The sequence below is a fragment of the Amycolatopsis sp. cmx-8-4 genome (assembly GCF_046548675.1).
In the GTDB taxonomy this organism is placed as follows: Bacteria; Actinomycetota; Actinomycetes; order Mycobacteriales; family Pseudonocardiaceae; genus Amycolatopsis.
The window spans coordinates 40,219-60,651 of the sequence record NZ_JAEBDZ010000021.1 but is presented as its reverse complement, the minus strand read 5'-3'; the positions used below and the strand labels follow the sequence as shown (position 1 = coordinate 60,651).

The 20,433-nt window shown below is 72.0% G+C and carries 22 protein-coding genes; 10 read left to right on the top strand and 12 right to left on the bottom strand.

The window, feature by feature from the left end; genetic code table 11:
- The first annotated feature begins 141 nt into the window (after positions 1–141).
- Both ACLJQZ_RS34625 and ACLJQZ_RS34620 read left to right on the top strand, forming a co-directional pair.
- The gene (locus ACLJQZ_RS34625; protein WP_410624177.1) at positions 142–1,074 is read left to right on the top strand and encodes a 2-hydroxyacid dehydrogenase; all 933 of its coding nucleotides are present in this window, start codon (positions 142–144) and stop codon (positions 1,072–1,074) included.
- The gene (locus ACLJQZ_RS34620) at positions 1,071–2,195 is read left to right on the top strand and encodes a glycerate kinase (RefSeq protein ID WP_410624175.1); all 1,125 of its coding nucleotides are present in this window, start codon (positions 1,071–1,073) and stop codon (positions 2,193–2,195) included. Before ACLJQZ_RS34625 ends, ACLJQZ_RS34620 begins: the two co-directional genes overlap by 4 nt.
- 51 nt (positions 2,196–2,246) lie before the next feature.
- Here ACLJQZ_RS34620 and ACLJQZ_RS34615 read toward each other — a convergent pair whose 3' ends face one another.
- A complete protein-coding gene (locus tag ACLJQZ_RS34615; RefSeq protein WP_410624173.1) occupies positions 2,247–2,540 on the bottom strand; it encodes an iron-sulfur cluster biosynthesis family protein in 294 nt (97 codons plus the stop codon).
- A gap of 81 nt (positions 2,541–2,621) precedes the next feature.
- On the bottom strand, positions 2,622–3,032 hold the full coding sequence (locus ACLJQZ_RS34610) for a hypothetical protein (RefSeq protein ID WP_410624171.1): 411 nt from the start codon (positions 3,030–3,032) through the stop codon (positions 2,622–2,624).
- A 163-nt stretch (positions 3,033–3,195) separates the two neighbouring features.
- On the opposite strand from ACLJQZ_RS34610, the gene ACLJQZ_RS34605 reads away from it, so the two are divergent.
- The 4 genes from ACLJQZ_RS34605 (at position 3,196) to shbA (ending at position 5,399) form a co-directional block, all read left to right on the top strand.
- A complete protein-coding gene (locus ACLJQZ_RS34605; protein ID WP_410624169.1) occupies positions 3,196–3,675 on the top strand; it encodes a GtrA family protein in 480 nt (159 codons plus the stop codon).
- 9 nt (positions 3,676–3,684) lie between these two features.
- Entirely contained in the window at positions 3,685–4,041 is a 357-nt protein-coding gene (locus tag ACLJQZ_RS34600; RefSeq protein ID WP_410624167.1) for a YidH family protein, read from the top strand.
- Between the two features lie 154 nt (positions 4,042–4,195).
- Positions 4,196–4,492: a hypothetical protein gene (locus ACLJQZ_RS34595; protein WP_410624165.1), complete on the top strand. Its 297-nt coding sequence runs from the start codon at positions 4,196–4,198 to the stop codon at positions 4,490–4,492.
- 253 nt (positions 4,493–4,745) lie between these two features.
- Positions 4,746–5,399, top strand: coding sequence for an RNA polymerase sigma factor ShbA (gene shbA / locus ACLJQZ_RS34590; protein WP_410624164.1), 654 nt, complete (start codon positions 4,746–4,748; stop codon positions 5,397–5,399).
- Positions 5,400–5,472: 73 nt separating this feature from the next.
- Here the strand turns inward: shbA and ACLJQZ_RS34585 are convergent, their stop codons facing one another.
- Genes ACLJQZ_RS34585 through ACLJQZ_RS34575 form a run of 3 tightly spaced genes read right to left on the bottom strand, consistent with a single transcriptional unit; the run spans position 5,473 to position 7,608 of the window.
- Positions 5,473–6,300, bottom strand: coding sequence for an amidohydrolase family protein (locus ACLJQZ_RS34585; protein WP_410624162.1), 828 nt, complete (start codon positions 6,298–6,300; stop codon positions 5,473–5,475).
- Complete coding sequence (locus ACLJQZ_RS34580; protein ID WP_410624160.1) at positions 6,297–7,265, bottom strand: aldo/keto reductase; 969 nt, start codon at positions 7,263–7,265, stop codon at positions 6,297–6,299. The genes ACLJQZ_RS34585 and ACLJQZ_RS34580 overlap by 4 nt, the downstream gene beginning before the upstream one ends.
- 4 nt (positions 7,266–7,269) lie before the next feature.
- On the bottom strand, positions 7,270–7,608 hold the full coding sequence (locus tag ACLJQZ_RS34575) for an L-rhamnose mutarotase (RefSeq protein WP_410624158.1): 339 nt from the start codon (positions 7,606–7,608) through the stop codon (positions 7,270–7,272).
- 81 nt (positions 7,609–7,689) lie between these two features.
- Between ACLJQZ_RS34575 and ACLJQZ_RS34570 the strand changes: the two genes are divergently transcribed.
- Entirely contained in the window at positions 7,690–8,421 is a 732-nt protein-coding gene (locus ACLJQZ_RS34570; protein WP_326947062.1) for a FadR/GntR family transcriptional regulator, read from the top strand.
- A 120-nt stretch (positions 8,422–8,541) separates the two neighbouring features.
- On the opposite strand, the gene ACLJQZ_RS34565 is transcribed toward ACLJQZ_RS34570, so the two are convergent.
- Genes ACLJQZ_RS34565 through ACLJQZ_RS34540 form a run of 6 tightly spaced genes read right to left on the bottom strand, consistent with a single transcriptional unit; the run spans position 8,542 to position 15,047 of the window.
- The gene (locus tag ACLJQZ_RS34565) at positions 8,542–9,555 is read right to left on the bottom strand and encodes an ABC transporter permease (protein ID WP_410624156.1); all 1,014 of its coding nucleotides are present in this window, start codon (positions 9,553–9,555) and stop codon (positions 8,542–8,544) included.
- Positions 9,552–11,063 (bottom strand): sugar ABC transporter ATP-binding protein, encoded by a 1,512-nt coding sequence (locus ACLJQZ_RS34560; RefSeq protein WP_410624154.1) that lies wholly within the window; start codon positions 11,061–11,063, stop codon positions 9,552–9,554. Before ACLJQZ_RS34560 ends, ACLJQZ_RS34565 begins: the two co-directional genes overlap by 4 nt.
- A complete protein-coding gene (locus ACLJQZ_RS34555) occupies positions 11,060–12,094 on the bottom strand; it encodes a sugar ABC transporter substrate-binding protein (protein ID WP_410624311.1) in 1,035 nt (344 codons plus the stop codon). Before ACLJQZ_RS34555 ends, ACLJQZ_RS34560 begins: the two co-directional genes overlap by 4 nt.
- 46 nt (positions 12,095–12,140) lie before the next feature.
- Positions 12,141–12,896 (bottom strand): SDR family NAD(P)-dependent oxidoreductase, encoded by a 756-nt coding sequence (locus ACLJQZ_RS34550; RefSeq protein WP_410624152.1) that lies wholly within the window; start codon positions 12,894–12,896, stop codon positions 12,141–12,143.
- Complete coding sequence (locus ACLJQZ_RS34545) at positions 12,889–14,193, bottom strand: enolase C-terminal domain-like protein (protein WP_410624150.1); 1,305 nt, start codon at positions 14,191–14,193, stop codon at positions 12,889–12,891. The genes ACLJQZ_RS34550 and ACLJQZ_RS34545 overlap by 8 nt, the downstream gene beginning before the upstream one ends.
- A gap of 2 nt (positions 14,194–14,195) precedes the next feature.
- A complete protein-coding gene (locus ACLJQZ_RS34540) occupies positions 14,196–15,047 on the bottom strand; it encodes a fumarylacetoacetate hydrolase family protein (protein ID WP_410624148.1) in 852 nt (283 codons plus the stop codon).
- Between the two features lie 202 nt (positions 15,048–15,249).
- Here ACLJQZ_RS34540 and ACLJQZ_RS34535 point away from each other — a divergent pair, with 202 nt between their 5' ends.
- The gene (locus tag ACLJQZ_RS34535) at positions 15,250–16,485 is read left to right on the top strand and encodes a multidrug effflux MFS transporter (protein WP_410624146.1); all 1,236 of its coding nucleotides are present in this window, start codon (positions 15,250–15,252) and stop codon (positions 16,483–16,485) included.
- Here the strand turns inward: ACLJQZ_RS34535 and ACLJQZ_RS34530 are convergent.
- The gene (locus tag ACLJQZ_RS34530; RefSeq protein WP_410624144.1) at positions 16,454–17,677 is read right to left on the bottom strand and encodes an NAD(P)/FAD-dependent oxidoreductase; all 1,224 of its coding nucleotides are present in this window, start codon (positions 17,675–17,677) and stop codon (positions 16,454–16,456) included. The genes ACLJQZ_RS34535 and ACLJQZ_RS34530 overlap by 32 nt on opposite strands.
- Before the next feature lie 202 nt (positions 17,678–17,879).
- Between ACLJQZ_RS34530 and ACLJQZ_RS34525 the strand changes: the two genes are divergently transcribed.
- Together ACLJQZ_RS34525 and ACLJQZ_RS34520 are read left to right on the top strand one after the other, a co-directional pair.
- Complete coding sequence (locus ACLJQZ_RS34525; protein WP_392763426.1) at positions 17,880–18,083, top strand: hypothetical protein; 204 nt, start codon at positions 17,880–17,882, stop codon at positions 18,081–18,083.
- A 67-nt stretch (positions 18,084–18,150) separates the two neighbouring features.
- Complete coding sequence (locus ACLJQZ_RS34520; RefSeq protein ID WP_410624143.1) at positions 18,151–20,130, top strand: SDR family oxidoreductase; 1,980 nt, start codon at positions 18,151–18,153, stop codon at positions 20,128–20,130.
- Positions 20,131–20,433: the final 303 nt, after the last annotated feature.

Genomic DNA, 20,433 nt, shown 5'->3' with positions numbered 1-20,433 from the left:
GTGATCCAGGTGGTTCCTGACGGTGCGGGCGGGTCACCCTCGTACTGGGCCGTACTCGGGTGATCCCGCCCGTGCCGTCAGGGGCCGCCTGGGCGCGAAGACCGCGAGCTTGACTTGCAGCACACCGCCTAAGCTGTCCGGGTGCCCAAGATCGTGGTGACCCGGTGGATTCCCAACGACGCGGTGGCGGTGCTCGCGGAGGCGGGCGAGGTCGCGGTGTCCCCGGCGGACCGGCCGCTTTCGCCCGCCGAGCTGCACGAGTTCGCGGCCGGCGCGGCGGCGGTGGTCGGCATGCTGCACGACCGGCTCGACGGCGCGCTCGCCGACGCCGCCGGGCCTGGCCTCAAGGTCGTCGCGAACGTCGCGGTCGGCTACGACAACGTCGACGTCCCGGCGCTGGCCGAACGCGGCGTGGTCGTCACCAACACCCCGGGTGTGCTCACCGACGCCACCGCCGACCTCGCCTTCGGCCTGCTGCTCGCCGTCACGCGACGCCTCGGCGAGGGCGAACGGCTGCTGCGCTCGCGCACGCCGTGGTCGTTCCACCTCGGCTTCCTGCTCGGCTCGGGGCTGCAGGGCAAGACGCTCGGGATCGTCGGGTTCGGCCAGATCGGCCGCGCGATGGCGAAGCGGGCCGAAGCGTTCGGCATGACGATCGTCCACACCGGACGGTCGAAGCAGGGTTCCGTTTCCTTCGAAGAACTCCTGGAGCGCTCGGACGTCGTTTCGCTGCACTGCCCGCTGACGCCGGAGACGCGGCACCTGATCGACGCCGCCGCGTTGCGTGCCATGAAACCCGGCGCCTACCTGGTGAACACGACGCGCGGCCCGGTCGTCGACGAGGCGGCCCTGGCGGACGCGCTCGAGGCCGGGGAGATCGCCGGCGCCGCGCTGGACGTCTTCGAGCACGAACCCGACGTCGAGCCGCGGCTGCTCGGCCGCGACGACGTCGTGCTCAGCCCGCACCTCGGGTCGGCCACCGTCGAGACCCGCACCGCGATGGCCGTGCTGGCCGCTCGCAACGTCGTCGAAGTACTCGGCGGGCGTGCCCCGCTGACGGAGGTGAAGCCGTGACCCGCGTCGTGATCGCGCCGGACAAGTTCAAGGGCAGTCTCACCGCGGTCGAGGCCGCGGAAGCCATCGCGCTCGGCGTGCGGGACGCGCTGCCGGACGCCGAGATCGTCACCTGCCCGGTCGCCGACGGCGGCGAAGGCACCCTCGACGTGCTCGAAGCCGCGGGCGCCCGGATCGTCCGGCTGACCGTCCGCGGCCCGCTCGACGAACCGGTCAAGGCGCGGTACGCCGTGCTCGACGGCACCGCGTACGTCGAGTCGGCGCGCGCGTGCGGCATCGAGTTCGTCGAGCCCAGCCCGGAAACGGCGCTGGCCGCGCACACCTGGGGCGTCGGCGAGCTGCTCGGTGACGCGCTCATGCACGGCGCGACGCGGCTGGTCCTGACGGTCGGCGGCACGGCCAGCACCGACGGCGGCGCCGGCATGCTGAGCGCGCTCGGCGCCGGCGTGCTCGACGCGTTCGGCGCCCCGGTCGGCCTCGGCGGCGGCACGCTGTCGCGGGTCGCGTCGACCGAGCTGACGCCGGTGCGGGACCGGCTCGAAGGCGTGCGCGTCGCGGTCGCGACGGACGTGACGAACCCGCTGCTCGGCCCGGACGGCGCGGCGGCGGTGTTCGGGCCGCAGAAGGGCGCGGGCCCCGAGGAAGTGGCCGCGCTCGACGCGGCGCTGGGCCGCTGGGCGCACGCGCTGCAGGTGGGCGGCGCCCCGGACGTGACGCGGGTGCCGGGCGCGGGAGCGGGCGGCGGCGTCGCGGCGGGCGCGATCGCGGGCCTCGGCGCGACGGTGGAGTCCGGGTTCGACCTGATCGCCGGGCTGACCGGGGTGGACGCCGCCCTCGACGGCGCGGACCTCGTCATCACGGGCGAGGGATCACTCGACGAGCAGAGTCTCAACGGCAAGGCCCCGGCGGGAATCGCGGCACGCGCCCGGCCGCTCGGGGTGCCGCTGATGGCGCTGGCGGGCCGGATCCAGCTCGACGAGGCCGGCCTGGCGAGCCTGGGCGTCATCGCGAGCAGTGCGCTCATCGACCACGCGGAATCACTGGACCACGCGCGGGCGAACGCGGCCGAACTGCTGCGCGTGCGGGCCGCGATCCTGGTCAGCGCCTGGCGAAGGCGGTAGAGCGGGCGAACGGGCCTTCCACACCCAATGAGAAAGGCCCGTCCACCGCGGTCAGCTCGTGTGCTGCGGCAGCACGGCGAAGGCCACTCCGCCGGCGTCGTCCTCTTGGACGTCGAGCACCTTGTCGTCCAGCAGCGCCGCTGCCTGGGGTTCGAGGAACACCTTCGGTCCCTCGTCGGCGCCGAGCACGCTGTCACCCTCCGCGGGTTCCGGCGCCACGGACAACGCCAGCTGGGCGCTTTCGCCCTCGGCGTTCTGGACCGCCAGGCGGAGCCCGGCGTCTCCTTCACCTTGGCTGGTCAGTGCGGTGATCGCCTCGGCGGCGGCTTCGGTCACGGTCAGCATCTTCGGCCTTCCCTTCGTCGCGGTCCGGTGCACTGGGGTCCCACGCTAAATGCGCCCGAACGGACGCGCAGCGTGAGCGGATCAGCCCTGTCTCGCCTCGCGGATGGCGTCCGCCACGGAGCCGCCCGCGTAGTCCGCCCGCTCGCCCGGATTCGGGTTCGCGCGGCGGTGGGGCAGCTCGTCGTCGGGGACGACCTGCTCGTAGTCCACCGGCGCGTCCTCGACGGTCTCGTCGAGCTCGGCCGCCGGGGTGGCCGCGAGCGGGCGGTCCGGGATCGGGTCCGGCTCGGTGTCCGGCTCCTCTTCCGCGAGCCGCAGGTCGATCGGCTCGCCTTCGCGGACCTCTTCGGGCGTGGTGCCGTACCGGTCGGCGGCGCTCCAGTGCTCGGGCGGTTCGATCCCCTCTTCGAGCGGGTCGACGCGCAGCTCGTCCTCGTCCAGCGCCTCGCTGGGGCTCAGGCTGTCCGAGTCGGCCGAGTCGCGGTCACTCACTGGTTTCTCCCGGCGCGCGTAGGAAGTAGTCATCGGAAATAGTCATCGCCGGGGACCTACCCGGGGTGCCGGGGCCCGAAACGCCCGCGATGTCACCGGGATCACATTTCTTCAACGGGTTTAACATATTCACAAGTTTGTGAAGGCGGAGTAGCTTCGGATCATGGCCACCACCAGGTGCGCACCGGAACACCGGCTCATCGCCACCGATCCGGACCGCCACCACGAACTCGGCACGCACGCGGCGTGGTACGTCGTGGCCGGCGTCGTGACGACCGGCGTCCAGGCCGCCCTGTTCCTCCTGCTGCGCGACCGGCTCGGCTCCCAGGTCGCGAACCTGGTCGCGATCGCGCTGACGACGGTCGGGAACACCGAGTTCCACCGCCGCGTCACCTTCGCCGGACGGCAGAGCAACGCCGGGAAGCGGCACCTGCAGGACCTCCTCACCTTCGCCTTCTACGCCGGGTACGGCTCGGCGGTGCTGGCGATCCTCGACGCGGTCGTCGACCGGCCGACGTCGTGGGAGGAGACGGGCACGCTGCTGCTGTCCAGCGTGGTCGGCGGGTTCGTGCGGTTCGCGGTGCTGCGCTGGTGGGTCTTCGCGCACCGCAGCGAAGAGGCCGAGGCCGCGCACACCGGCTAGCGTGCCGACGTGGCCCCGCGCGAAGACATCAAGCCCCACGAGGGCGGCACCGAACCGGACTACCGCTTCACGCTGGCCAACGAGCGCACGTTCCTCGCCTGGCTGCGCACCGCGCTCGGCCTGCTCGCCGGCGGGGTCGCCGTGCACCAGCTCGTGCCCGCCCCGGCCGGGGCCAGCGCCGTGCTCGCCGGATTGTGCGTGGCTCTGGCGGCCGTGCTCGCCGCGACGGCGTACCCGCGCTGGCGGCGCGTGCAGATCGCGATGCGGGCCGGCGAGCCGCTGCCGCGCAGCCTGATGATCGTGGTGCTGACGGCGGGCCTGTTCCTCCTCGTCCTCGCGGCGGCGATCCTGCTGGCGCTGTCGTGACGGTCGCCACACCGTTCGGTCACCGTCCGTGGTGCCCCGAAACCGGGGTTCCGGGCCGGGCCGGCGCCCCCGGACCCGTCCCGGCCGCCGGCTTATTGGCAGTCGGATTATCGACTGTTCGCGACTACTCCGGCCTCACCGCGCCGGCGGCGCCGTGACCGCCCCCGCCGGTGCACAGGCCGAGCGGACCGGGCTGGCCTGGCGGCGAACCGCCCTGGCCTCCGCCGCCTGCACCCTTCTGCTGCTCCACTCGGCCGCACTGCGCCACTGGGGCCTCGCGCTCCTGCCCGTTCTGCTCTCCGCTGCGACGTCCGCCCTGCTCGCGGGGGTCGGCGCGACCCGCGAACGGGCGTTGCGTGCCGCCGAACCGGTGGCCATGCCCCGGCTACTGCCCGCCGTGACGTCGCTCGCCGTCACCTTGACTGCCACGTCCGTGATCGTCCTCCACTGACGGGTGAAGTCGGCACATCCTGAAAGCGATTAATCGCAATGTGAGGCGTCTGGTCGCGGTTGCATCACGGTCGCTCCTGCGAACGGGGTATTGGTGGTTGAAATCTGGACTGATGGGCCGAGAGGTGCTTACGATTACCCAGCGTCGCACGGAGCGCAGGTGAGACCGGATCTCCCGGAGTACCTGCGATCACACCGTTACGGAGAGTTGAACCCCCGGCAGCGACGGTCGAGGGTCGGCCGGGGAGACGACCATGACTGCACCGTCCAGGACCACCGGGGAATCCGCCACGGAGGATCGCGATTATCGCACTCCGGAATCATTGCCCCGACCTGGTGGGCGACTGACCAAGGAGGACCTCGACCCGCTCGTCAAAGACGCGGGCGAGGGCAATCCCGCCGCCATCCACACCCTGCTCAAGATGATCGAGCCGGTGGTCGTGCGGTACTGCCGCGCCCGGATGGGCGGCCGTGACCTCTCGTACCTCTCGGCGGACGACGTCGCCCAGGAAGTGTGCCTCGCGGTGCTGAAGGCGCTGCCGGACTACCAGGACCGCGGCGGCTCCTTCCTCTACCTCGTGCACGCCATCGCGGCGAACAAGGTCGCCGACGCCTACCGCGCTGTGGCCCGCGACCGCTCCGAGCCCGTTCCCGAGCTCCCGGAGCGCCCGTTGATCGGCAACGAGCCGGAGACCCGCGCCCTGTCGCTCGACCTCGGCGCCCGGCTCGGCCGGCTGCTCGCCACGCTGCCCCGGGTGCAGCAGGAGATCCTCGCGCTGCGCATCGCCGTCGGCCTCTCGGCGCAGGAGACCGCCGAAGCGCTCGGCATCTCGGCGGGCAACGTGCGCGTGACGCAGCACCGCGCGCTCGCCCGGCTGCGCGGCATGATCAGCGACGACGAGTTCTAGGACCAGACCTTCACGCCGCGGGCGTGGGACCTCCTGTACCCCCTGGGGGAGGTCCCGCGCCCGCATCCATGTTTCAGAGGCCGTAGACGTCCCGCGCGTTGTGCTCGAAGACGCCCAGGCGCTCCGCGTCCGACAGGGACCCGGTCAGCGAGACCGCCGCGTCCAGGACGACTTCGTAGGACGCCGCCAGCTCGCAGACCGGCCAGTCCGAGCCGAACAGCAGCCGCTCCGGACCGAACGCGTCGAGCACGTGGTCGACGTAGCGGCGCAGGTGCGCCACCTCCCAGCCCGACCAGTCCGCCGCCGTGACCAGGCCGGAGAGCTTGCACACGGCGTTCTCGCGCTCGGCGAGCGCGGCGATCGCGCCGGCCCACGGCTCCCACTCCCCCGCCGCGATCGGCGGCTTCGCCGCGTGGTCCAGGACCAGCCGCAGCCCCGGCAGCCGCAGCGCCACCTCGCTCGCCGCCGCGAGCTGCGCGGGCCGCACCAGCAAGTCGTAGACCAGACCGGCGTCCGCGACCGCGCTCAGCCCCGCGACGATCTCCGGGCGCAGCAGCCAGTCGTCGTCCGGCTCGTCCTCCACCTGGTGCCGGATCCCCACCAGCGGCCCCAGCGACCGCAGCGCGGCCAGCCGGTCCGTGACGTCCGGGGCGCGCAGGTCGACCCAGCCGACGACGCCCGCGACCACCGGTTCCGCCGCGGCCGTCGCGAGGAACTCCTCGGTCTCCTCTTCCGCCGGCACCGTCTGGACCAGCACGGTCGCGTGCACCCCGGCCGCCTTGGTCACCGCGCGCAGGTCGCCCGCCGTGTAGGGCCGGCGGATCGGGTCCATCACGCTCCCCGCCAGCCACGGGTACGCCCGCCGCGACGGGTCCCAGAGGTGGTGGTGCGCGTCGATCATGAGACTCCTTCGGCGATGACGGCGTCGGCGCGCAGCAGTCCCGCGTCGACCAGTTCGGCCCACAGCTCCGGCGGCACGACGGCCCGGGCGCGCCGCGCGTTCACGCTCACCTGCTCCGGATCATGCGCACCGACGACGACCGACGCCACCGCGGGATGGGCGATCGCCAGGGCCAGCGCGGCCTCCGGCAGCTCGACGCCGTACCGCCCGCAGATCTTCGCGATCAGCTGCGCCCGCTCGACGAGCTCGGCGGGCGCCTCGGCGTAGTCGTAGACGCGGCCGGGTTCCGCGGTGGCCAGGATGCCGGCGTTGAACACCCCGCCGGCCACGACCGTGACGCCGCGCTCGGCGCACAACGGCAGCAGCTCGTCCAGCGCGGCCTGGTCGAGCAGCGTGTAGCGCCCGGCGACCAGCACGACGTCCAGGTCGGTCCGGCGGACGAACTCCCCGAGCATCGGCGCCTGGTTCATCCCGGCGCCGAACGCGCCGATCACGCCCTGGTCCCGCAGCTCGCGCAACGCCGGGAAGGCGCCGCGCAGGGCCTCCTCGAAGTGGTCGTCCGGGTCGTGGACGTAGACGACGTCGACGCGGTCGAGGCCCAGCCTGGAGAGACTGTCCTCGAACGACCGCAGGACGCCGTCGCGGCTGAAGTCCCAGCGGCGCTTGTAGGCGGCCGGGACGGCGAAGCCCTCGTCGTCCTTCTCCCCCGCCCCGCCCGGGTTCGGCTCCAGCACGCGGCCGACCTTCGTGGACAGCACGTACTCGTCGCGCGGGAACTCGCGCAGCGCCGCGCCGAGACGGGCTTCGGACAGCCCGAGGCCGTAGTGGGGCGCGGTGTCGAAGTAGCGGACGCCCTCGTCCCACGCGCGCCGCACGGTCGCGGCCGCCGTCTCGTCGGTGATCGCGTGGTACAGGTTGCCCAGCTGCGCGCAGCCGAGCCCGAGCGGGGACAGGGAGAGGTTCACGCGGTCACTCCTTCACCGGCAGTTCCCAGACCAGCCCGATGCCGGTGTCGTCGCCGGAGTAGTCGTCCTCCACGGCCAGCAGCTCGGCCATCCTGGCCTGCCACGGGACGTTCGCGGGGTGCTCCCGCAACGCCGCGCGCATCGCCGCGTAGTCGTCGACTTCGAGGACGTGGAAAAGGTCGAGGCCGTTACGCCAGATCCGCCAGGTGCGGACGCCGGCATCGCGCAGCGCGACGTCCAGCTCGGGTGGGATCACGGCGTGGACGGACTCGTACTCGGCTTCCTTGCCGGGTTTCAGCTTCGTGTGGAGAGCCACTCTCTGGGGTACGGGTTCGTGGGTCATGACCACTCCTTCGCCGGGACATGGCACGCTGGGGAGTAACACCCAAACATCCGAGGTCTGTTGCAGGGAAGGGCGGACACGATGCCCGTCACCGATGTCGCGATCGACAAGATCAAGGACATGATCATCTCCGGCGAGCTGGCGCCCGGCGACCGGCTGCCGAAGGAGGCCGAGCTGGCCCAGCGGCTCGGGCTTTCGCGCAGCTCCCTGCGGGAGGCCGTGAAGGCGTTGTGCCTGATCCGGGTGCTCGACGTGCGCCAGGGCGACGGCACGTACGTCACCAGCCTCGAGCCGAACCTGCTGCTCGACGCGATGACGTTCGTGGTCGACTTCCACCGCGACGACACCGTGCTCGACTTCCTCGCCGTGCGGCGGATCCTCGAGCCGGCCGCGACCGCGCTGGCCGCGCTGCACATGAGTGACGACGACATCGCGGAGCTGGGCACGCTGCTCGGGGAGCTGGCCGACTCGCCGACCGTCGAGGCCCTCGTCGCCAACGACCTCCAGTTCCACCGCAAGATCGCCGACGGCTCCGGCAACCCGGTGCTCTGCTCGCTGCTCGACAGCCTCTCCGGACCGACCGCGCGGGCCCGGATCTGGCGCGGCCTCACCCAGGAGGGCGCGGTCGCGAAGACCCGGGAACAGCACTCGGCGATCTACGAGGCCATCGCGGCCCGCGAGCCGGAACTGGCGCGCTCGTGGGCGACCGTGCACGTCGCGGGCGTGGAGCAGTGGCTGCGCAACGCACTGGGCACGGCCGACGACCCGACGTCGGACGCCGCCGCCGACCTGCCCGCCGCAGAAGCTTCCTAGCCGCACTCGCAGCACCTCCTCGTCCCCACCCTCGTGAGTGTTTAGGGCGGTTCTAACCGCCCTAAACACTCACGAGAGCCGCGGCAGACCCTGGAACGTCGGATGATCACGCTTTTGGACTCAGGTTTGCGGCTTTCCACCCGCATACCGGGCGATGATCAGCGCGACCAGGATGATGGCGCCGTAGATGGCCCCCTGCCACTCCGCCGTCACGTGCGCGTAGTTGAGCAGGCTGGACACCGACGACAGCAGCAGGACACCGGTTAGCGCGCCGACGAGCGTGCCCTTGCCGCCGTCGAGCGAGACGCCGCCGATCACCGCGGCCGCGAAGACCTGCAGGATCAGCCCGGAGCCCTGGTTCGCGCCCAGCGCGCCGACGTACCCCGTGTACGCGAGCCCGCCGATCGCCGCGAGGATGCCGGCGACGACGAACACCGCCCACGCGATCCGGTCGACGCGCACGCCGGCCGCCCGCGCGGCTTCGCGGTTGCCGCCGATCGCGTACAGCGCACGGCCGACGCGGTGGTAGCGCAGCACCCAGCCGGCGACCGCGAACAGCACCGCCGCCAGCCAGACCGACATCGGCAGCCCGGCGAACGTCGTGGTCGCCAGGTTCGTGAACGAGTCCGGCAGGTTGAACAGCGTCTTGCCCTTGGTCGAGCCGACCTGCACGCCGCGCAGCACGGTGAGCATGGCGAGCGTGACGATGAAGGCGTTCAGCTTCAGCTTCACGATCAGGAAGCCGTTGACGAACCCGACGAGCGCCCCGCACAGCGGGATCACCAGCAGGCCGATCACGGTGGGCAGTTCGACGCCGAAGCCGGCCGACGCCGCCGGGATCACCACCATCGCGCCGAGCGCGGGCGCCAGGCCCATGGTGGATTCCAGCGACAGGTCGAACTTCCCGGTGATCAGCACCAGCGACTCGCCCAGCACGACCAGCGACAGCGCGGCCGACGCGGTCAGGATGCTGACGATGTTGCTCCAGCCGACGAACGTGTCGTCGACCAGGCCGCCGATGACGAACACCACGACGAGCGCGGGCAGCAGTGCGAGTTCCCGCAGCCAGAGGGCCTTGCGACGCCGGGGTGGGGCGGGCAGCTCCGTCTGGGGATCGGTCATCACGTCGGTCACGACAGCTCGACTCCTTCGATGTCGGCCACGAGGTCGCCGTCGGACCACCCGGCCTGGTGCTCGGCGACCACGGTCCCGGCGCGCAGCACCAGGACCCGGTCGCTCAGGCGCAGGTCGTCGAGCTCGTCGCTGACGATCAGCACACCCTTGCCCTCGGCGCGCACCCGGTCGACGACCGCGAGCAGCGCCTCCTTCGACTTCACGTCCACCCCGGCCGTCGGGTTGATCAGCACGACGACCCGCGGATCACTGGCCAGTGCCCGGGCGAGGACGACTTTCTGCTGGTTGCCGCCGGACAGGTCCGACACCGGCTGCTCGGCGCTCGCGGCGACGATGCCGTAGTCCGCCAGCGCCTGGGACGCCTTCGTGAACCGCGTCTTCGGCGACGCGAGCCCGCCGCGGCCCATCTTGTCCAAAATGGACAGTGTGGCGTTGTCCATGATCGGGTGCTCCAGCACCAGGCCTTCGTGGTGCCGGTCGCGCGGCACGCAGCCGATCCCGGCCTTCAGCGCCGCCGGGATGTCACCCGGCCGCAACGGCTCGCCGTCGACGCGGACCGTGCCCGCGGCCGGGCGCCGCAGGCCGTAGACCGTCTCGGCGACCTGGTGCTTCCCGCTGGCGTTGCTGCCCGCGAGCCCGACGACCTCGCCCTGGTGGAGCCGGAACGAGACGTCCTGGAAGCCGTCGCCGGACAGGCCGTCGACCGCGAGGATCTCCGGCGCGTCCGCCGCCAGCGCGTCCCGCGTGGCGGCATCGCGGACGGACAGGCCGCCCGGTTCGCCGGTCATCGCGTCGACCAGCTCGGCCCGGCCGACCTCGGCGACCGGCGCGGTCAGCACGTGCTTCGCGTCGCGCAGCACCGTGACCGCCTGGCAGACCTCGTAGACCTCGTGCAGGTGGTGCGAGATGAACAGGAACGTCACGCCGTTCGCCTGCATCTGGCGCATCCGCTCGAAGAGCCGCTCGATGGCCTGCTTGTCCAGCTGCGCGGTCGGTTCGTCGAGCACGATGAACCGGGCGCCGTAGGACAGCGCGCGGGCGATCTCGACGAACTGCCGGTCCTCGACCGACAGCTCGCCGGCCGGGGTGTCGACGTCGACGTGCACGTCCCACGACCCGAGCAGCTCGGTGGCCTGCCGCCGCAGCTTCTTCCAGCCGATCGAGAACCCGCCCCCGGCCTGCCGGTTCAAGAACAGGTTCTCGGCCACCGTGAGCTGCGGGACGACCATCGCGTGCTGGTAGACGCACGCCACGCGCGCCTTCCAGTCGTCCTGCTTGGTCAGGGGCGGGGCCGGCTCGCCGCCGAACTCGACGTGCCCGGTGTCCGTGGCGGACAGGCCGGTGAGGATGGAAACGAGCGTCGACTTGCCGGCCCCGTTGCGTCCGACGAGCGCGTGCGACTCGCCCGGGTGCACGTCGAGGCTGACGTCGTGCAGCGCCACGGTCGGGCCGTAGCGCTTCCCGACGCCGCGGGCGCTGACCACCGCGGTGGCGGGCGGCGCGATCACAGGTTGTTCCCCCACAGGGCCTTGTCGTCCACGTTGGCCTTGGTGACGACGGGCGCGGGCAGCTGGTCCTCGAGGATGCCGGGGCTGATCTCGACGATGGTGCTGTCGTGGTCGGTCGGGCCCGGCTTGAACGTCTCGCCGGCCATGGCCTTCTTCAGCCAGTACAGGCCGTACTTCGCGTACGCGTCGGCGGGCTGGGACACGGTGGCGTCCAGCTCGCCGGCCCGGATCGCGGCCAGCTCCTGCGGGATGCCGTCGTTGGACACGAGCACGATGTGCTTCGGGTCGCCGACCGGGAAGAACAGGTTCTTGCGCTTGAGCGCCTGCTCGGTCGGGGCGAGGTAGACGCCGCCGGCCTGCATGTAGACGCCCTTGATGTCCGGGTTCGCCGTCAGCATGCTGTCGAGGCCGGAGGACGCCTTGTCGGCCTTCCACTCGGCCGGGATGTCCAGCACCTGGATGCCCGGGTACTTCTGCGCCATGCAGGCCTTGAAGGCCTCCGACCGGTCGCGGCCGTTGACCGAGGCGAGGTCACCCTGGATCTGCACGACCTTGCCGGACTTGACCTTCTCGCCGATCGCGTCGCACGCCTTGGTGCCGTAGGCCTTGTTGTCGGCCCGCACCACCATCGCGACATTGCCGCTCTCGGGGGCGACGTCGACCGCGACCACCGGCACGCCCTTGTTCTCCGCCTGCTTGAGCCCGGCGACGATCGCCGCGGAGTCCAGCGGCGTCACGACCAGGCCCTTGACGCCCTGGTTGAGGAACGTGCCGATGTCGGTGATCAGCTTCGCCGGGTCGCTGTCGGCGTTGACCGTCGGGAGGACGTCGACGCCCTCGGTCTTCGCCATCTGCGGCACGTAGTTGTTGTAGGCCTGCCAGAACGGCGACGTCAGCAGCGGCAGGGTCGCGCCGACCTTGCCGCCGGTGTCGCCCCCGCCCGCACTCGGCGCGGCCGCATTGTCCTTAGTGGACCCGCAGGCGGCCAGCACCAGGCCGCAGACGGCGGCCGTGGCGGCCACCTGGATCACCCTGTTGTGCACCGCATCCTCCTTGATGACAGCGAAAAAAGTCTGATCAGTCGTGGTGCACGGGCCCACGGGGGCGCAGGCCGTACATGCCGCCGTCTACCGCGAGCGCGGTGCCGGTGGTCGACGCGGACAGCGGGCTGGCGAGGTAGACGATCGCGTTCGCGACCTCGTCGGCGGTGACCAGCCGGCCCATCGGCTGGCGCGCGGCCAGCGCCGCGCGTTCGGCCGCCGGGTCGGTGGCGGAGTCGAGCAACCGGCCCACCCAGGGGGTGTCCGCCGTGCCCGGGCACACGCAGTTGACGCGGATCCGGTCGGGCAGGTGGTCGGTCGCCATGGCCAGGGTCAGCGAGAGCACCGCGCCCTTGGTGGCCGAGTAGAGCGCGCGGCTGGGCAGACCGGCCCAGGCCGCGATGGAGCAGGTGTTGACGATCGCCGCGGACGGCGAGTTCTTCAGGTGCGGCAGGGCGGCCCGGGCGAGCCGGACCATGCCGACGACGTTGACGTCGAACACGCGGTGCCACTCGTCGTCGCCGTTGGCGGTGACGTCGCCCTGCGCGCCGATGCCGGCGTTGTTGACGAGGATGTCGAGCCGCCCGAAGCGTTCCACGACGGCGTCGACGGCCGAGCGCACTTCGTCGTCCGAGGAGACGTCACAGCGGAAGCCCTCGAACGGGGTGCCGCCCGGTTTCAGATCCAGGACCGCCACCTGCGCGCCACGTTCGGCCAGCAGGGTGGCTGTCGCGAGGCCGATCCCCGAGGCGCCTCCGGTGACAGCGGCCACCAGGCCCTCGAATTCACTCACTTGCGGTCTCCGTCCACTCGGGACCGTCCGGGAAGCGGAACCGGCGCAGCGTGGCGTCGTGCATGCGCGCGGAGAACCCGGGGGCGGTCGGGGCGAGGTACCGGCCGCGCTGCACGACGGCCGGGTCGGTGAAGTGCTCGTGCAGGTGGTCGACCCACTCGATGGTGCGGTCGGTGTCGGACGCCGACACCGCGACGAAGTCGAACAGCGACAGGTGCCGCACGAGCTCGCAGAGCCCGACGCCGCCGGCGTGCGGGCACACCGGCACGCCGAACTTCGCGGCCAGCAGCAGGATCGCCAGGTTCTCGTTGAACCCGCCGACGCGGGCGGCGTCCAGCTGCAGCACCGAAATCGCGTTCGCCTGCAGCAGCTGCTTGAACATCACCCGGTTCTGGACGTGCTCACCCGTGGCGACGCGGATCGGCGCAAGCGCTTTCGCGATGGCCGCGTGGCCGAGGATGTCGTCCGGGGACGTCGGTTCTTCGATCCAGTACGGGTCGTACGGCGCCAGCGCGGTCATCCAGGTGATCGCGGCGGAGACGTCCCAGCGCTGGTTGGCGTCGACGGCGACGCGGATGTCGTCGCCGACCGTCTCGCGGGCGAGTTTCATCCGCCGGACGTCGTCGTCGAGGTTGCCGCCGACCTTGAGCTTGATCATGTCGAAGCCGTCCGCGACGGCCTGTTCGGCCAGCCGCACCAGCTTCGCGTCGGCGTACCCGAGCCAGCCCGGGGACGTGCTGTAAGCGCGGTAGCCGTGCGCTTCCAGCTGTGCGGTGCGCTCGGCCCGGCCGGGTTCGGCGGCACGCAGGATGTCGAGGGCTTCGGCCTCGGTGAGCGCGTCGGACAGGTACCGGAAGTCGACCAGGCTGACGAGTTCCTCAGGCGTCATCCGGGCTGCGAACTTCCAGACCGGGAGGCCGGCGCGGCGCGCGGCGAGGTCCCACGCGGCGTTGACGACCGCGCCGACCGCCATGTGCGCGACGCCCTTTTCCGGGCCCAGCCAGCGGAACTGCGAGTCGCCGACGAGCGTGCGCGACAGCGCGCCGAGGGCGGCCGCGTCCGCCGGGACGTCCCGGCCGACGACGTGCGGCGCGAGCGCGCGGATCGCGGCGGCCTGGACGTCGTTGCCGCGGCCGATGGTGAACGCGAGGCCGTAGCCGTCCGGGCCGCTGTCGGTGTGCAGCACGACGTAGGCCGCGGAGTAGTCCGGGTCGGGGTTCATCGCGTCCGAGCCGTCGAGCTCCCGCGACGTCGGGAACCGGACGTCGAGGACCTCCATGCCGATGATCTTCGCCATGGTCAGGCCTGCCTCGCGGTCTGGCGCTGCCGGCCGAGGCCGTCGATCTCCAGCTCGATCACGTCGCCGTCGCGCAGGTACGGCTTCGGGTCGGGCTGCCCGAGCGCGACGCCTTCGGGTGTGCCGGTGTTGATCAGGTCGCCGGGGCGCAGCACCATCACCTGGCTCAGGTGGTGGATGATTTCGGCCACGGAGAAGATCATGTCCTTGGTCGACGAGTCCTGTTTCTTCTCGCCGTTGACCCACAGCCGCAGGCCGAGGTCCTGCGGGTCGGGCACCTGCGCCGCGGGCACGAGCGCCGGGCCGAGCGGGTTGAAGTTCTCGCAGGACTTGCCCTTGTCCCACTGGCCGGCGCTGAACTGGAACGCGCGCTCGGAGACGTCGTTCGAGACGACGTACCCGGCGACGTGGTCCAGGGCCTCCTCGACGCTGTCGAGGTAGCGGGCGGTCGTGCCGATGACGACGCCGAGCTCGACCTCCCAGTCGGTGCTGACCGACTTGCGCGGGATGAGGACGTCGTCGCCGGGGCCGACCACGACGTCCGGCGCCTTCATGAACACGACGGGCTCGGCAGGCGGCGTCGCGCCGGTCTCCTCGGCGTGGCGGCGGTAGTTCATCCCGATGCAGACGACCTTGCCCGGCTGGGCGATCGGCGAGCCGACGCGCAGGCCCGTGACGTCTTCCGCCGGCAGCTCCCCGGCGGCGAGCGCGGCGGCCACCCGGGCGAGGCCGCCGGCGGCGAGGAACCCGCCGTCGACGTCGGCGGTCAGCCCGCTCAGCCCGTAGGTCGTACCGTCATCGGCGCGGACGTACGGACGCTCGCTTCCCGGCTCTCCGAGGCGTACCAGCTGCACGGATGTTTCCCTTCACCAGCCCGACCAGACATCCGATGTATATCGCAGACGAGGCCTCCGATCCAGAGCCGTCGCACAATCGGCGGGAAAATGATCGGATCAGTGTCGGTGGGAGCCCGGTCGAGCACGGGGTGTCACCAGTCACAGGCGGAATAGGCCCGGTGACCACGTCGCTGCTCCACGGTGTAACTCGAGGAGGCGCATGACCGACACGGCGGAACCTACCGCGCCCACCCGGCGCGCGCAGCTGAAGTTCGTCCTCATCCTGGGCGGGCTCTCGGCGTTCGGGCCCCTGTCCATCGACATGTACCTGCCGGCGCTGCCGCAGATGGCGGGCGACCTGCACGCCGCGGACACGACGGTGCAGCTGACGCTCAGCGCGTTCATCGTCGGCCTCGCGGTGGGCCAGCTGGTGCTCGGGCCGCTGTCGGACGCGCTCGGCCGCCGCGGGCCGCTCCTCGTGGGGCTGGTCCTGTACGTCGTGGGCTCGGTGCTGTGCGCGGTCAGCCCGGACGCGTGGCTGCTGGTCGCCGCCCGGGGTGTGCAGTCCCTCGGCGCCGCCGCGGGCATCGTGATCGCCCGCGCCGCCGTGCGCGACCTGTACTCCGGCACCGCGATGACGAAGTTCTTCTCGACGCTGATGCTGGTCAGCGGCCTGGCCCCGATCCTCGCCCCGCTGATCGGCGGCCAGCTGCTGAACTGGACGTCGTGGCGCGGGGTGTTCGTCGTGCTGACGGTGTTCGGGGCTGCGTTGCTGGCCGTGGTGGCTTTCGCGCTCCCGGAGCCGCTGCCGGTTTCCCGGCGCTCGCCCGCGCGCCTCGGCCGGGTGATGAAGACGTACGGACGGCTGGCGGTGGACCGGACGTTCGCGGGCTACGCGCTGGCGTCCGGCCTGCTGTTCGCGTCGATGTTCGCCTACATCTCGGGGTCGTCGTTCGTGCTGCAGGGTGTGTACGGGTTGAGCCCGCAGGCCTACAGCGTGGTGTTCGGCGTCAACGGCGTCGGCATCGTGCTGGCGGGTCAGCTCAACGGCCGGCTGGTGGGCCGGGTTCCCGAGCGCACGCTGCTGCTCGCCGGTCTCCTTCTCGGCGCGCTCGGCGGCGTCCTGGTGCTGGTGTCGGCGTTGGCGCACCTGCCGCTGGCCGCGTTGCTGGTCTCGCTGTTCCTGCTGGTGTCGAGCATCGGCCTGGTGACGCCGAACGCGAGTTCCCTGGCCCTGGCCGAACACGCCCGCTCGGCGGGCGCGGCGTCGGCGCTGCTGGGCGTGCTGCAGTTCGTGGTCGGCGGGGTGGCCACACCGCTGGTGGGCTTGGGCGGACCGGGAACGGCCGTCCCGATGGCGGCGACCATCGCGGGGTTCGCTTTGCTGGCGCTGGTGGCTTTCCTGACCCTGACCCGGCCGGCGGTCAGGCCAGTGACGCCAGATCCGCTGTCTTGAGCTGCTCCGCCGTCACCTTCGCGCGGCCGTCGACCAATGCCGAGAGGGCGTCGCCGTCGTCCCACATGTTCACGTTCATCGCCGCCGCCACTTCGCCGTCGCGGAGCCAGAACGCCGTGAACTCCCTCGCCGCGAGGTCTCCCCGCACCACCAGCTCGTCCGCCGCCGGGTCGGCCAAGCCGCGGTACTCGCAGCCCAGGTCGTACTGGTCGGTGAAGAAGTACGGCGACGCCAGGTAAGGCTCGTTCTCCCCCAACAGGTTCTGTGCCACGTGCGTGCCCTGGTCCTTCGCGTTCTGCCAGTGCTCCACGCGGATCCGGCGGCCGTAGCGCGGGTGGAAGTGGGCCGCGATGTCGCCGACCGCGTAGACGTCCGGGGCCGCTGTGCGCAGGCCCGCGTCCACCGCGACGCCGCCGTCGTCGGACAGCTCCAGGCCCGCCGCGTGGGCCAGCTCGACCCGCGGGGCCGCGCCGACCGCCACCAGGACCACGTCCGCCGGCAGCTCGTCGCCGTTGCCCAGCTTGACGCCGCGGACGCCGTCCGGGCCGCCCGTGATCTCCGCGACCTGCTCGCCCAGGCGCCAGTGGACGCCGTTTTCCGTGTGCAGGTCCCGGAACACCCCGCCGATCGTCTCGCCGATGACCGTCGAGAGCGGGACCGCGACCGGGTCCACCACCGTGACGTCCGCGTCGTGCGACCGCGCGGCCGCGGCGGCTTCCGAGCCGATCCAGCCGGCGCCGATCACGACCACGCGCTCCGCCTCGGCGAACGCGGACCGCAGCTTGAGCGCGTCGTCGAGGCTGCGCAGCGTGTAGAGACCCGGCAGGTCGCCGCCGGGGACGGGGAGGGCCTTCGGGCGCGAGCCGGTGGCCAGCACGAGGCGGTCGTAACGGTGCTCGCCGCCCGCGTCGTCCAGGACCAGCCGCGCGCCCAGCTCGACGCGGGTCGCGGTGACGCCCGGGGTGAACCGGATGTCCTTCTCCGCGTAGTACTTCTCTTCGTGCACCCAATCAGGTTCGTCGGTGGTGCCGAGCAGCACGCCCTTCGACAACGGCGGCAGCTCGTACGGCCGGTGCGGATCGGACCCCATGAGCAGGACTTCGCCGGTGTAACCGCGTTCGCGCAACGCGGCCGCGGCGGACGCACCGCCCAGGCCCGCTCCGACGACGACGATCTTCCGCGGCTCCGACATCCTGACCTCCACCGGCGACAGCAAATCCTGGCGCGAACCTACTCCGGAACCCGCCGCGCCACATCCCGGTACGCCGGAACCCCTCGTTCCGCAAGGGAAAACTCGCGAGTAGGCAAATCGGGTGAACCGGCGTCATGGCCCCGCGGCGAGGTCCTCCCACCCCCGCACGAAGCACACCACTAGGGAATCGGAGGCGGCGACCATGAGTCGGGGCGAATGGTCGGTCACCTGCCGGGATCTGGCCGGCAGGCGCAGGGACGTGACGGTGTTCGTCAGCAACGACAAGGTGGTGCTCGTCGCGCCACCGGGCGAGGCGGCGGTGCTCGGGCCGCTGGACGTCGGACGGCTGCGGGCCGCCCTGCGTGACGCCATCGTGGCTACGGCGGACGATCGGGTGGAAACCTGACAACTACCGTTCCTACTTTCCAGTAGGTTAGAGTCGGCCCGACGACGTCGAGTGCGAGGGGCCGGCCATGACCACCTACTTCGTGACGGGCGCGACGGGTTTCCTCGGGAAACGCCTGGTCGCCCGCCTGCTGCGGCGACCGGAGACCTCCGCGGTGTACGCGCTGGTGCGCGCGACCTCCCGGGAGCGGCTGTCCGCACTCGCTCAGGGCTGGGCGAACGCGGGCAAGCTGCACCCGGTGGCCAGCGACCTGACCGAGCCGCGGCTGGGCGTCGACGCCGACGGGCTGCCGCACCTGGACCACGTCGTCCACCTCGCGGCGGTCTACGACTTCACCGCGGACGAGGAGACCAACCGGCGCGCCAACGTCGAGGGCACCCGCCACCTGCTCGCCTTCGCCGCGACGGCCGGGGCGGGGCTCGTGCACCACGTCTCCTCGATCGCCGTCGCGGGCGACCACGCCGGGCGCTTCACCGAGGCCGATTTCGACCTCGGCCAGCACTTCGGCTCGCCGTACCACGCGACGAAGTTCCAGGCCGAGAAGCTCGTTCGCGAGCAGCCGCTGCCCTACCGCGTCTACCGGCCCTCGGCCGTCGTCGGCGACTCGCGCACCGGCGAGATGGACAAGATCGACGGCCCGTACTACTTCCTGCCCGCGATCTCGCGGCTGGCGGCGCTGCCCCGGCGTCTCCCGCTCGCCGCGCCCGACCTCGGCGCGACCAACCTGGTGCCGGTCGACTACGTCGTCGAGGCGATGGAGCACCTGATGCACCGGGACGCGCCGTCCGGGGCGACCTACCACCTCGCCGCCGCGCGCCCGCAGTCGCTGAACTCCGTCTACAACGCCTTCGCGCGCGTCGCGGGCGGGCCGGCGATCCGGGCCGTGCTGCCCGCGAAGCCGTCGAACGTGCTGCGGCGAGCGGGCACCCGGCTCGCGCACGCGGCCGCCGCCGGGGTCGACCGCGTGCCCGGCGGGCGCGCGACGCGGGCCGCCGTCCTCGACGAGCTGGGCGTCCCCCTCGAAGTCCTGCCGCACCTGAGCACCGAGGTCGTCTTCGACACCGCGCGCACGACGACGGCGCTGTTCGGCAGCGGCATCCAGCTCCCCGAGCTGCGCGACTACGCCGCCCCGCTCTACCGGTTCTGGCGGGCGCACCTCGACCCCGACCGCGCCCGCCGCACCCACGGCCTGGCCGGGCGGACCGTGCTGATCACCGGCTCGTCGTCCGGCATCGGCCGCGCGTCGGCGCTCGCCGTGGCCCGCAAGGGCGCGAAGGTGCTGCTCGTGGCCCGGCGCGCCGACGAGCTCGAGGAGGTCCGCGGCGAGATCGCGGCCGCCGGCGGCGTCGCGGCGGCCTACTCGTGCGACCTCACCGACGGCGACGCGGTCGACGCGCTGGTCAAGGACGTGCTGAGCGACCACGGCGCCGTCGACATGCTGGTCAACAACGCCGGCCGGTCGATCCGGCGCTCGGTTTCGCTGTCCACGGAACGGTTCCACGACTACGAGCGCACGATGGCGATCAACTACTTCGGCCCGGTCCGGCTCATCCTCGGGCTGCTGCCGTCGATGGCGCGGCGGCGCTTCGGCCACGTCGTCAACGTCACCACCATGGGCCTGCAGACCGACACCCCGCGCTTCTCCGCCTACCTGGCCTCGAAAGCGGCCCTGGAGCAGTTCGGCCTGACCGCCGGGCGCGAGACGCTCTCGGACGGCGTCACCTTCACCTCCGTCCGGATGCCGCTGGTGCGGACGCCGATGATCGCGCCGACCGGCTACCGCGGGATCCCGTCGAGCAGCCCGGAACGCGCGGCCGCGCTCGTGGTCAAGGCCCTCGAAGAGCGGCCCGCGATCCTCAGCCTTCCCGAAGGGCGGGCCGCCGAGCTGGCGACGCTCGTCGCGCCGCGGCTCTCCCGCTTCGCCGCGCACCTCGCCCACCGGGCGACGCGGGAGTCGGCGCCGGAGGCCCGCGGGCTGCCGAGCCGGCCCGCGCCGGCGGCCGTCGCGGCGGCGATCACCCGCACGATCTGGCGCCGTCGTGCTTGATCGGTGCGAATTCCGGCAAAACCCTGGCACTACGGCGACGGTACTTCTACCCTCGCGCGTGCTCCGTTCATCCGAACGGACGTGAACTGGGGAGTTCGAAATGCCGGAACGCAGTACTGGGGAACGCACCGCCTTCGCGGATCAGACCGCCGCGATCGGCACCGCCCGCACCACGACCGGGTGACGTCTTGTGAGTGTTTAGGGCGGTTCTAACCGCCCTAAACACTCACAAGCAGGTGGGGGCGGGTGGTCCGGCCGGTATCCGCGGACGGCCCGGCCGCTACCATCGCTTCCCGGGTGTGA

Coding starts and splice junctions, on each gene's coding strand:
- ACLJQZ_RS34615 (WP_410624173.1), bottom strand. CDS start 2,540: ATGCTGACCGTGACCGAAGCCGCCGCCGAGGCGATCACCGCACTGACC.
- ACLJQZ_RS34605 (WP_410624169.1), top strand. CDS start 3,196: ATGGCCACCACCAGGTGCGCACCGGAACACCGGCTCATCGCCACCGAT.
- shbA (WP_410624164.1), top strand. CDS start 4,746: ATGACTGCACCGTCCAGGACCACCGGGGAATCCGCCACGGAGGATCGC.
- ACLJQZ_RS34585 (WP_410624162.1), bottom strand. CDS start 6,300: ATGATCGACGCGCACCACCACCTCTGGGACCCGTCGCGGCGGGCGTAC.
- ACLJQZ_RS34575 (WP_410624158.1), bottom strand. CDS start 7,608: ATGACCCACGAACCCGTACCCCAGAGAGTGGCTCTCCACACGAAGCTG.
- ACLJQZ_RS34570 (WP_326947062.1), top strand. CDS start 7,690: ATGCCCGTCACCGATGTCGCGATCGACAAGATCAAGGACATGATCATC.
- ACLJQZ_RS34545 (WP_410624150.1), bottom strand. CDS start 14,193: ATGGCGAAGATCATCGGCATGGAGGTCCTCGACGTCCGGTTCCCGACG.
- ACLJQZ_RS34535 (WP_410624146.1), top strand. CDS start 15,250: ATGACCGACACGGCGGAACCTACCGCGCCCACCCGGCGCGCGCAGCTG.
- ACLJQZ_RS34530 (WP_410624144.1), bottom strand. CDS start 17,677: ATGTCGGAGCCGCGGAAGATCGTCGTCGTCGGAGCGGGCCTGGGCGGT.
- ACLJQZ_RS34525 (WP_392763426.1), top strand. CDS start 17,880: ATGAGTCGGGGCGAATGGTCGGTCACCTGCCGGGATCTGGCCGGCAGG.
- ACLJQZ_RS34520 (WP_410624143.1), top strand. CDS start 18,151: ATGACCACCTACTTCGTGACGGGCGCGACGGGTTTCCTCGGGAAACGC.